Annotated in this window: 9 protein-coding genes; 2 read left to right on the top strand and 7 right to left on the bottom strand. The window is 41.3% G+C overall.

What is annotated here, in order from left to right:
- Window positions 1–5: 5 nt before the first annotated feature.
- Window positions 6–1073 (bottom strand): cytochrome c oxidase subunit II, encoded by a 1068-nt coding sequence (gene coxB / locus MHH41_RS07105; RefSeq protein WP_003212202.1) that lies wholly within the window; start codon window positions 1071–1073, stop codon window positions 6–8.
- Between the two features lie 278 nt (window positions 1074–1351).
- On the bottom strand, window positions 1352–2269 hold the full coding sequence (cyoE, locus tag MHH41_RS07100; RefSeq protein WP_003211774.1) for a heme o synthase: 918 nt from the start codon (window positions 2267–2269) through the stop codon (window positions 1352–1354).
- Window positions 2270–2662: 393 nt separating this feature from the next.
- Here cyoE and MHH41_RS07095 point away from each other — a divergent pair, with 393 nt between their 5' ends.
- The gene (locus MHH41_RS07095; protein WP_003210766.1) at window positions 2663–3586 is read left to right on the top strand and encodes a COX15/CtaA family protein; all 924 of its coding nucleotides are present in this window, start codon (window positions 2663–2665) and stop codon (window positions 3584–3586) included.
- A 40-nt stretch (window positions 3587–3626) separates the two neighbouring features.
- Here MHH41_RS07095 and MHH41_RS07090 read toward each other — a convergent pair whose 3' ends face one another.
- The 5 genes from MHH41_RS07090 to glsA all read right to left on the bottom strand — a co-directional run bounded on the left by MHH41_RS07090 (window position 3627) and on the right by glsA (window position 11641).
- Window positions 3627–5060: a cryptochrome/photolyase family protein gene (locus MHH41_RS07090; RefSeq protein ID WP_340866011.1), complete on the bottom strand. Its 1434-nt coding sequence runs from the start codon at window positions 5058–5060 to the stop codon at window positions 3627–3629.
- Between the two features lie 298 nt (window positions 5061–5358).
- Window positions 5359–8805 (bottom strand): pyruvate carboxylase, encoded by a 3447-nt coding sequence (pyc, locus tag MHH41_RS07085; RefSeq protein ID WP_340866010.1) that lies wholly within the window; start codon window positions 8803–8805, stop codon window positions 5359–5361.
- Window positions 8806–8885: 80 nt separating this feature from the next.
- Window positions 8886–10097 carry a putative lipid II flippase FtsW gene (ftsW, locus tag MHH41_RS07080; RefSeq protein ID WP_137054677.1) on the bottom strand — a complete coding sequence of 404 codons (1212 nt, stop codon included), beginning with the start codon at window positions 10095–10097 and terminating at the stop codon, window positions 8886–8888.
- Window positions 10098–10307: 210 nt separating this feature from the next.
- Window positions 10308–10589 (bottom strand): YlaN family protein, encoded by a 282-nt coding sequence (locus tag MHH41_RS07075; RefSeq protein WP_003212509.1) that lies wholly within the window; start codon window positions 10587–10589, stop codon window positions 10308–10310.
- Window positions 10590–10711: 122 nt separating this feature from the next.
- Window positions 10712–11641, bottom strand: coding sequence for a glutaminase A (glsA, locus tag MHH41_RS07070; RefSeq protein ID WP_251191315.1), 930 nt, complete (start codon window positions 11639–11641; stop codon window positions 10712–10714).
- A 119-nt stretch (window positions 11642–11760) separates the two neighbouring features.
- Between glsA and MHH41_RS07065 the strand changes: the two genes are divergently transcribed.
- Entirely contained in the window at window positions 11761–12243 is a 483-nt protein-coding gene (locus MHH41_RS07065) for a hypothetical protein (protein WP_050945113.1), read from the top strand.
- The last annotated feature ends 16 nt before the right edge of the window (window positions 12244–12259 follow it).

The raw sequence follows: 12259 nt of genomic DNA, 5'->3' as shown, positions 1-12259 counted from the left end.
AGAAATTACTCGATTTTAAGTCCTTTTAAATACTCATAAAGTGCATCTGCTTCTGAGTCATTTAATTTAGGGTACGTCCCTGTCATTTTATTTCCTGGTTTAAAGCTCTCTGGATCTTTCAGCCATGCTTTCACGTTTTCTTTGTTCATGTCTTTAATTCCAGCTACTTTCGTTCGCTCTCCGAAGGTTGCAAGGTTTGGTGCTGTCCTTGCTGCTTCCGGCCGTTCGTCCCCAGGCTCTACTGCGTGACAGCTCAAGCAGTTTTTCTCTTTAAATAATTTTTCACCTTCAAGGGCAAGATCTTTTGTGGATGTAGGCTTCTTGTAATCAGCCATTTTTTTCGTCCATCCTAAAAACTCATCTTGAGAAAGCGTTTTAACTTTAAAGTCCATTAAAGCATGCGAGGGACCGCAAAGCTCCGCACATTTCCCGTAGAAATATTCTCCTGCATCTTTCGTTCGTTTTGAATCAAAGGTTAAATAAAACTTGTTTTCATTGTCTGTGTTTGTATCAATTTTACCGCCAGCCGATGGAACCCAGAAAGAGTGTTTCACATCAGATGCTTTCAGCTTGAAGTAGACCTTTTGATCTGTCGGTACAATCAATTCCTGACTCGTGACAATCCCATAATCAGGGTATTCGAATTCCCACCAATATAAACTGGCTCTTACATTGACAACAAGTGTCTTTTCAGGATCTCGTTTTTTCTTATCCATAGCGCTTGTATCCCCAAGCTCAAGCGTGTATGCCACAACAGGCACAACGAGAATAATGAGGAGAAGAATCGGAATCGCTGTCCACGTAATTTCTAGGTTACGGTTCCCTTCCACCTGCTTTGGAATCGTATCTTCTCCAACTTTAGAACGTTTGAATTTAATGATGACGTAAAAGAAAATGATCGATACAACAATGACGACAAGAACCATAATGAGTGTACTCAGTACCGTTAGGAAAAATTGTTTATCTGCTACTTCCCCAACTGGTTTGAGTGTTGATAAGTATGGTTCACCACAGCCCGCCAAAACGAGCGTCAATAAGAGAAACAGTGAATAAACACGCCATTTTCTTATCATAATTTGTCCCAACCCCTTTTGCTTGATCTCCTTTGCCTTTCGCTTTTTACCTCTTATTTATAAAATCACTTTTCACCCATCCATAACCCCCGCCTCTTATAAAAGCACTTACATTTCCTGTTTTCATAAAAAAATGATGTTTTTACTCAAAATACCATCTATGTATAAACAGAAAGCCGCCTAAATAGAACTGAATATCAGGCGGCTTTCATAGTTGTTAGAAAATGTTGTGTTATAAGATATAGCCTTGTTTTGATGTGATCAAAGTGTATTTTACTCTAGAATAGTGTAATAATAATCATCGCGACGAAAAAGATGGTTAAGTAGTTTAATGAATAAACGAACATGAGCGTTGACCACTTCATGACGTCTTTCATTTTAAAGCCCATAAGGCCAATGACGAGCCATCCAATATTCAGCAATGTGCCAAGTGCGACAATCGGCCATCCTAATCCACCTAAGAAAAATGGAAGCGGGAGAAGACATGCTGTCCAAATGATGATTTGGCGTTTCGTGACTTCAAAGCCATAAACGACTGGTAGCATTGGAATACCTGCCTTACGGTAATCTTCCGTTTTCTTAATCGCAAGTGACAGGAAGTGCGGGATTTGCCAAATGAACATAATCATAAACAAAACCCAAGCCGTTGTGTCGATTGTACCTGTGACAGCTGTCCAGCCGATTAATGGCGGCACCGCACCAGATACACTTCCAATAACGGTATTAATGGTGTAATGGCGTTTAGACCACATGGTGTAAAGAACCGCATAAGTAAAGACTCCGATAAATCCAATCACTGCTGATGTGATAGTTGTCATCAGAAGCATGATGAGTCCAAGTACAACAAGCAAAATACCAAATGCATACGCTTGCCCCGGCTGAATCTTACCTGTAACCGTCGGTCTTGTTTTTGTTCTTTCCATTAATATATCAATATCACGGTCAAACGCATTATTAATGGCGCATGAACCGGCAATAATAAGAGAAGAACCAATCATTGTTAACAGCACAATATCAAGATTCCCAAGGAAACTCATCCCTGTAAAATAAAAAGCAAGCCACATTCCAGTAAATGTTGTAATGAAGTTGGAATTGACGATGCCCATTTTAATCAGAGCAAGAAAATCTTTCCAAGCTGTTGTTTCTTCTATTTGTCCATGAATAGCTGCTTCCGCGGCTGTTTTGGAATTTGCCAATGTGTATAACCTCCCTTGCCCAAACCTTCAAACAAACAATGAAACGTAAATTCGTTACAACTCTATCATACAAGATAAACAGCTGTAAAAAAACATCCTATTAAATAATAAACGACAATCTCGAAGTTATTTGTGAACTTTTAGTGAATTTATTAGGATTTACCTGTGTTTCAGAAGGCGGTGCAAAATGAAATATTCTCTCCTCTATTTCTATCAGACTGTGAAAGAAAGATCAAGCACTCTAAATCTGTAAACTTTGTGAACTAACATATCATTTTTTTGTGAACTTTGGTCATTATGAATTGCAACAGAACACGCATTTGGCTTAAACTTGAGAGCATGTGAGGTTTTTCAATTAGATCAGAAGTTTTTTAGAGAAGGTGAAATAATTTGATGAAATTTGCTTTAAGGTTATTGAGCGTGATCACAACGTTTGTGATGCTGATCGTTTTGATTGGCGGTGCGCTTGTGACGAAAACCGGCTCGGGTCTTGGCTGCGGCAGGCAGTGGCCCCTTTGTCACGGTCGTTTCTTCCCTGAAATGAACCCTGCTTCCATCATCGAATGGAGTCACCGCATGTCAACAGGGGTTTCAACCATTCTTGTCTTGGCACTGGCGGTCTTATGCTGGAAAAAGATTAGTCCAGTATTCCGTGAAACCAAATTTTTGGTCATCATGTCGATTATATTCTTACTGCTACAAGCGCTGTTAGGGGCTCTTGCCGTCGTGTTTGGTTCCAACGCACTTGTCATGGCACTGCACTTCGGTATTTCACTCATTTCTTTTGCTTCAGTGTTATTGCTTGCGCTTCTTGTATTTGAGGCAACCAGATCTGAAACAAAGCTTGTGAAGCCGCTTCATATCGGCAAAAAAATGCAGTTTCATATTTATGGTTTGATCACCTATACGTATATCGTGGTGTACACGGGTGCTTATGTGAGGCATACTAAATCAAGCCTTGCTTGCTCTGTTTTCCCGTTTTGTTCAAAAGACGGTGCACTTCCAGCATACTTTAATCAGTGGGTGCAAATGTCTCACCGAGCAGCAGCACTTCTTTTATTCGTCTGGATATTTGTTGCGATGTTCCATGCCATGAAACATTATAAAGAACAGAAGCAGCTGTATTATGGATGGATCATTTCAGCCATTCTCATTACACTTCAAGCGATTTCAGGTGTGATGTCTGTGTATTCCCAGCTCGCACTAGGTTATGCGCTGGCTCATTCATTCTTTATTTCCTGTTTGTTTGGAGTACTCTGTTACTTCTGCCTACTCATTGCCCGGTTTAAATATGAAAGCAAAGAACCATTCAAATAAGAATTTGTATCCCCCTTTCTTGCGGAATGGGGGATTTGTTTTATTGTTGTTTTGCTTCTTCAAATAGCGAAATGGCTTTTTTGCGTCTTTCCTGGTGGTCAACTGCCGGCAGCGGGTATGTATCACCTAGCACACAGCCCGATTTCAATTGCTCATCAATCGGCATTTTACTTGGTTCATGAATCCATTTTTCATCGACATGCTCTAGCTCTGGTACATATTTTCTAATATATTCTCCGCTCGGGTCAAATCGCTTTGACTGAGTGGTCGGGTTGAAAATACGGAAGTACGGCACCGCATCTGTTCCGACGGAGGCTGCCCACTGAAATCCTCCGATATTTGACGCCTCATCATAATCCACAAGTTTTTTTGCAAAATACGCTTCGCCTTTTCTCCAATCAATCAAATAATCCTTTGTTAAAAATGAAGCTGTAATCATTCGCAAACGGTTATGCATCCAGCCCTCCTCATTTAACTGTCTCATCCCTGCATCAACGAGCGGAAAACCTGTCTCTCCTTTACACCAAGCTTCAAACAGCGTCTCATCTTCATTCCATTTCATCCCTTGAAACGCCGAATTGATTTCTTTTTCTTTCATCTCAGGATAATGCGCATAAATCATATGATAAAAATCACGCCATGCCATCTCTTTGATAAAAGTCTCTCTGCCCTCGTCTTCATAGAGTGCTTCTTCATATATCGCATGAAAGATCGTTCGAATCGAAATAGTGCCTGTTTTTAAGAACCGCGACAGCTTGCTCGTTCCAAAAACAGACGGAATATCTCGTTTCTCATGGTAACGCGTTAATCTTTTTTGGATAAATTGATGAAGCGTGTTCATCGCTTTGTCTGAGCCAATTTGATCAAACTTCCTTGAGCAGCCCTTTATCAATTCTCGCAGTTTATCATTTCCTTTTTGCGAAAGTGGCTCATCACAAATCGTATGCTCGCTGCTAAAAAATGATTTGTCAACTTTTATCACAGGCTGCTTTTCTTGCTTACGCCATGATTGATAGTATGGGGTAAACACTTGATAATGTGACCCATCTGCTTTTAAAATATCTCGCGCCCCGTGAAGGTGTGTATCTTGCCATGTTGACACATGAATGCCCTTCTTTTCTAAAAAATCGGTTACTTGCTTGTCACGCCTTTGACCGATCCCCACCTCATCTTCATTAAAAAAGACGGTTTTGATGTCATACACTTCCATGACCTGCTGAAAGGCGCGCAGGACATCATCATGGAGAAGGTGAACATACACTTGAGATTCTCTCGCTTCCTTGACGAAATGCGCCAAGTTTTGAAAGAAATGTTCGTTATTTATATCCATTTCCATTTCAGTAAAGAATGGATCTAGATGATAAAGAGCCAATAATTTGTACTCGTGTTTTTTTGCATAAGTGATCGCTTTTGACAAGGCGATATGATCATCTAATCGCATATCTCGGCGAAACCAAATCACGACAATTTCCAACTTTCTTCACCTCACTCTATAGTGTAATCACTCTCGCAGGCTGCTGCACATTTTAATGCGCTCAAAAAAAGACACATCACGATGGATGTGTCTCAGATTGTAGACAAAGGGCTAAAATGATTTTTATTTTAGCCCTTTGTCTTCTTTTCAGCGTGATAGAAAACCTTTGCAGTCTAGGAAGGGCGAGCACCGGAGCGGAGCGAATTTGACATTCGTGAGCACCGAAGCGCAGACCTGACAAAGAATGCGAGGGTTTGTCTACACGCTGAAACACATCACGATGGATGTGTCTCACTTATTATTCAGGCTTTAAAACAATCAGCAGATCTCCGGTTTGAATCGGTTCTCCATTTGTCACATGTATTTCATCTACGACCGCAGTGAATGGGGCTTGTACAGTCGTCTCCATTTTCATGGCTTCATTGATCATCAAATGCTCACCTTGCGAGATTTTCTGTCCTTTTTCCACGAGCACTTTGATGACAGTGCCTGGCATTGATGCGGCAATGTGATTTGGATTTGAACGGTCCGCCTTCATTTTTTCTTGAACGGATGATTTGATGCTTTCATCCTTAATCACGACTTCACGCGGCTGTCCATTTAGCTCAAAGTAAAGAACTCTTGTGGCATCTGGATTCGGTTCTCCAATTGACACGAGTTTAACAATGAGGGTTTTTCCTTTTTCGATTTCTACCTCAATCTCTTCACCAAGCCTCATCCCGTAGAAGAACGTTGGTGTGTCAAGAACAGAGATGTCTCCGTAGCTTTCTGCTGTTTGGACAAATTCAGAAAAGACTTTTGGATATAAGGCATACGCAATCGCGTCTTGCTCTGTCAGCGTCAGGTCATGAGATTCTTTGAACTGCTGCTGAATAGCTTCAAAGTCAACTGGCTTCAGCTTTTCACCAGGTCTGACAGTGAGCGGTTCTTCTCCTTTTAAAATCAGCTTTTGCAATTTTTCAGGGAACCCGCCATGCGGCTGGCCTAAATAGCCTTTAAATAGCTCCACAACAGAATCAGGGAAGTCTAAAGTTGCTCCTTTTTCATAGACATCTTCCTCTGTTAAATCATTTTGCACCATATAAAGAGCCATGTCTCCGACTACTTTAGAGGAAGGTGTCACCTTCACAATATCACCAAACATGTCATTCACACGTCTGTACATTTCTTTTACTTCGTTCCAGCGGTCACCAAGTCCGACACCTTTCGCCTGTTGCTGCAAGTTACTATACTGTCCGCCAGGCATTTCATGCTCATAAATTTCTGTATGAGGTGAATTCATGCCGCTTTCGAATTCACGGTAGTATTTTCTAACAGAATCCCAATATTGAGAAAGGTGTTCGACCGATTGGACGTTCATGTCTGGCTTTCTTTCATGCCCATCTAAAGCATAGTACAGTGAGCTTGCGCTTGGCTGCGATGTGAGTCCTGCCATAGAGCTGACGGCCACATCAACAATATCAACACCTGCATCAATTGCCCTTGCATAGGTGAACAGTCCATTTCCACTCGTGTCATGTGTATGAAGATGGATAGGGATTGTGAGTTCATCTTTTAAAGCAGAGACTAACTCATAAGCTGCCTGCGGCTTTAATAATCCCGCCATATCTTTAATACCTAAAATATGTGCACCGGCAGATTCAAGCTCTTTCGCAAGAGATACATAGTACTTAAGATCATATTTCGGACGAGATGGATCGAGAATGTCCCCCGTATAACAAATGGCTGCCTCTGCCACTTTGCCTGATTCACGAACAGAATCAATGGCAAGTGTCATGCCTTTGACCCAGTTTAAGCTATCGAAAATACGGAACACGTCAATGCCTGCCTCGGCAGATTCCTTTACAAATGCTTTAATCACATTATCCGCATAGTTTGTATATCCGACAGCGTTTGATGATCTTAAAAGCATTTGGAACAACGTGTTTGGCACTTCTTGGCGAAGCTCTTTTAATCGCTGCCAAGGATCTTCTTTTAAGAAACGGTACGCAACATCAAATGTAGCACCGCCCCACATTTCCATACTAAACAGCTCTGGCCATAAACCTGCTGTTGGCTGGGCTACTTTCTTTAAATCATGAGTTCTGAAGCGGGTCGCAAGCAGAGACTGATGCGCGTCCCTAAAGGTTGTATCTGTTAAAAGGACGCTCTTTTGTTCTTTCACCCAATTGGCAAGGCCCTCAGGTCCATGCGCATCTAACAATTGTTTAGTCCCAGATGGCACCTCTTGCTTGAGAGGAAGCTTCGGTACAACAGGCTTGTCAAAATGAGGCTTCTTTTTCTCCGCAATACCAGGGAATCCATTAATGGTCACGTTACCAATATAAGTCAGCATCTTCGTTCCACGGTCTTTTTGCTTAGGGAAATTAAATAGCTCTGGCGTTGAATCGATAAACGACGTATCGTATTCCCCTTTTAGAAACTTCTCATGCTTTGCCACGTTTTCAAGAAACGGAATGTTTGTTTTAATTCCGCGAATCCTGAATTCCTGTAAGTTTCGAACCATTTTAGCAGCCGCTTGGTCAAATGTGAGCGCCCATGTGGACAGCTTGACCAATAGTGAATCGTAATAAGGTGTAATGACTGCACCTTGAAAGCTGTTCCCTGTATCAAGTCGTACACCAAATCCCCCGCCTGAACGGTAGGCCATAATTTTCCCTGTGTCTGGCATAAAATCATTTAAAGGATCTTCTGTTGTAACCCTTGATTGAATGGCAAAACCATGTGTGAAAATATCTTCTTGCTTTGGTATACCGACTTCCTTGCTGTGAAGGTCATAGCCCTTTGCGACAAGAATTTGGGTTTGGACGATATCGACACCAGTGATCATTTCAGTGATCGTGTGTTCTACCTGTACCCTTGGATTGACTTCAATAAAGTAAAACTCTCCATTTGCAACAAGGAATTCTACAGTTCCTGCATTGATATATGATACATTCCGAGCCAGCTGAACAGCCGCTTCGCAAATATCTTCACGCAGTTGATCTGTAAGAGACACACTTGGCGCCACTTCAATAACTTTTTGATGCCGCCTTTGAACAGAGCAGTCACGCTCATATAAATGAATGATATTGCCGTGATTGTCACCAATCACCTGCACCTCAATGTGTTTCGGATTTTCAATCAGTTTTTCAACGTATACTTCGTCATTTCCAAAAGCCGCTTTTGCCTCTGACTTCGCACGGTCATAGGCTTCCTTCAGCTCCTCTTTCGTTCTGACAATCCGCATACCCCGGCCGCCGCCGCCTAGTGAAGCTTTAATAATAAATGGGTAACCGTATTCTTCACCGAATTTTTCGACTTCTTCGGCCGAATTAACTGGTCCGTCACTTCCTGGAATGACTGGAATTCCAGCTTTTTTCGCTTCTTCTCTTGCCTTTACTTTATCTCCAAACATATCTAAATGTTGAGAAGTTGGGCCGATAAATTGAATGCCTTCCTCTTCGCATCGTCTTGCAAAATGAATGTTTTCAGATAAAAATCCGTATCCTGGATGAATCGCATCCACGTCATTTCGTTTTGCAATTTCGATGATCCCCTCGATATCAAGGTAGGCATCAATCGGCTTTTTCCCTTCTCCAACTAGATATGCTTCATCGGCTTTATAGCGATGATAAGAGCCCGAGTCTTCTTTGGAATAAATGGCTACTGTACGTAAATTGAGCTCCGTACAGGCCCTGAAGACTCTGATAGCAATTTCCCCTCTGTTTGCAACTAGAACCTTTTGAATTGTTCTCTGTGACATTTCTCACTCCTCCATATCCCTTAAAATTTTATATGTACTCTATAATAAAGGAAGAAATGAAAACTGTACACTTTTGTTTTCTAAAGATTCAAAGTTTTCTGCAATCCATTTTTTTGAACTGATGGCTTGATCATTGATTTTTTCTTTTTGTAACGCTCTTTATATTCAGTAAACATGCTGATATTCAGCAATATTCCCATACAACCGCTCAGTAAAATGATGGACGATCCCCCGTAGCTAATAAACGGAAGAGTGACCCCAGTAATCGGAATCAGACCTGAAACACCGCCTAAATTAATGCATGTTTGGATCGCAATCATGGAGGAAATTCCTATTGCAAGCAAACTTCCAAATGGGTCTTCACACTTTCTTGCAATATAAAAACCTTTCACGACGATGAAGCCAAGGAGAGCGAGTACAAAAAATACGCCGAAAAAGCCAAGCTCTTCTGAAATGATTGCCATGATAAAATCTGTGTGCGGCTCTGGAAGATACCCGTACTTTTGAACGCTTTCTCCTAGACCCAGTCCAAAAAAGCCGCCTGATCCAATGGCGTAATAGGAATTAATCAATTGATGTCCAGTATCCCCTGCATCTTTAAAGGGATCTTGGAAACTCTCAAAACGCCCGAGGCGATTTTGCGTGAATATTTTATCCCAGAACAGAATAATAAATGGGGTTACGATGACCATCACGGCACTAAATAACGCCAGCAGCTTCGCAAGTGTTTTCCCGCTAAACCCTGAGCATAAAATCATCGCAAGAGCAATCATGCCAATGATAAAGGCTGTCCCATAGTCTGGCTGCAAAATGATAAATCCGCATAAGATCGAAACAATCACGATTGGAGGTGTGACTCCTCGTAAAATATGATCAATATAATGCTGCTTTTTTGCATACACAGCAGCAAGATAAATAATAACGACAATCTTCACAAATTCCGCAGGCTGAAGACTGAATGGGCCTACTTTAATCCAGCTTCTTGCGTTCCCTGCAATATGACCGCCAAAGTACACATAGATGAGGGAAAAAACGGATAGCAGCAGCATACCGATTTGAAATTTCTTATTTGAAAACAGCTGATATGGAACTAATGCTGTAAAGAGCAATATGACCGCTCCAACGATCATAAATAAAAGCTGTTTCTTAAAAAAATTATCTGGCGCGGCATCGTATCTAATCACAGATGTAATCATACTTGAGCTATACACCATGACCAAACCGAATGCGCTAATTAAAATAATGGCGAACAATAATGAGTAGTCATACGATTTTAGCATTCTCTTTAACATATAATCCTCTTCCTAACGTCTGTTTCTACTGCTTGATATCCTCTTAGCTGTTTTTATTCTACTACATTTTCTCCGTTTGATCTCGTTTTACCTCTTTTATATTGTTCGTCATTCGTGAAAGAATCAAGTCCGTTTGACATGAAACAATGAAAAGAAAATAGAGGACAAAAAAACTCAAACTTATGTTAAGGAAGTTTGAGTTTTCAATCATTATTTTTTTGTGAACGCATCATGAAGTGCGGAAAGCTCTCTCTCAAGTTTATCGAGTAGTTTCTTACCTTCATGTTGATCAACTAATCCAAGCCGGACAGCAAAATCAATTTCTCTCGATAATCCGAACATTTGAGTATCTAAAACCTCTTCATAAAGAGGACATTGCGGCATCGTTAAGTTGTCCATTTGCACTTGGATCAATTTTAAAATTTTATCTGCATCCAATTTTAATAAAGCCAGTGCTTTTTGCCGATGATCGACTAAAATTTCTGACGCCAAAAGTATCCCTCCGTTCCCCAGGCGAGTACCTAATTCTTCTATTTATCATAAAGCGAAACGCCCAAAATTGCAAGCAGATTTGTACAGTTCGCTTTGTAAAAATAAAAAGAAGCCCTCCTTCATTAAAAGATACTCATCTCGTATTTTTCACTCATCAGCTCAAGCAGCTTAATCCCAGCAATACTATTCCCTTTTTCATCCAGAGCCGGACCGAAGATACCGATTCCAAAATCATATGGTGCAGCTCCCATAATCCCGCCTGAGACACCGCTTTTTGCAGGAATTCCGATGTTAATGGCAAATTCTCCGCTCGCATTGTACATGCCGCACGTCACCATAAAGGTTTTACAAATTCTAGCGACATCTTTTGAAAGAATTCGCTTCCCCGTTTCTGGATGTCTGCCGTCTAATGAAAAAACACAAGCAATTTTCGCCAAATCCAAGCTGTTCATCATGATGGCACATTGTTTCGTATAGACGTCCATGACTTCCTCTACGTTCCCTCTAATAATATGATATTGCTTCATATAATAGCACATTGCCCGGTTAATCATCGATGTCTCAAATTCGGAGGCTGCTGTTTCCTTGCAGTATGTAATGCTTTTGTCATTTGCAAGCTCTCTAATGAAGCTGAGCAACCGGCCCAGCTGATCTTGCGGAGTCGCTCCTCTGATTAAACTCGTGACTGCGAGCGCCCCTGCATTAATCATTGGATTCAGCGGTTTATTCGGACTCGCTGTTTCCAGTTTGATCATTGAATTAAACGGGTCACCTGTTGGTTCTTGTCCAACAAATTGAAAGACTTTTTTTGGCCCTTCTTCTGAGAGCACAAGCGCCAGTGCTAATACTTTTGAAATGCTTTGAAGCGTAAATCGTTTATCTACATCTCCAGCTGAGTGGCACGTATTACTCACATGATACACTGCCACAGATAAATCCGTCTGATCCGCTTTGCCGAGAGCGGGAATATAGGATGCTACTTGACCATCTTTGGCCACTTTTTTTGCTTCTTCTACAAATCGCTGAAGCTCTTCATTGTCGCGACATGCCATGCTCATACACTCCCTATCTTTCATGTATGATTAGTGTGTACAAGGTGCAGCATGTTTATGAAAGTGACAAAGCGGGAGAAAACTTCTATAATTTATGTTGGAAAGGGGTTGTCTTGAACATGAGCATCATTCAAATCAAGGGGAACGTACAGTACAAGATCACCATTGATCCAAGTGTATGGATTTTTGATGACCGCAAATTTTTAATGGATTCATTCTTTGAAAAAAATGCAGCAAGTGAAGAGAAACAGCTAGATCAGGAGCTTGACCAAGAGCGGGTCATAAGAGAAGGTCAAACTCTTCCACCTACGTTAAAAACAGAGAAGAAGTACGAAAAGGAAAGACTCGTCACAGGCAGCTTCGGGATGAAGCTTGGCGATATGCTAAAAAATGCTGAGCCGCTTGAACATGCGGATACATGCGAATTTGTCACAGAGACAGGTACAATTGCTGTGCCGCTTTCTCAGGCAATGGAAAGCATTGCTCATTTCAGCCAACATGGTAAGCCAATCACAGAAGAAGGACCCATCCACGTCTATTTCGCGGATCAGTCCAACCTCACTCAGCCGATAAAAGGTGTCAAAGAGCTGATCATTACATAAGAACAGAGGGTCTGGA

The sequence above is a fragment of the Bacillus sp. FSL K6-1145 genome, assembly GCF_038003425.1.
Lineage (GTDB): Bacteria > Bacillota > Bacilli > Bacillales > Bacillaceae > Bacillus > Bacillus pumilus.
This window is presented reverse-complemented; position numbering and strand designations above follow the sequence as displayed.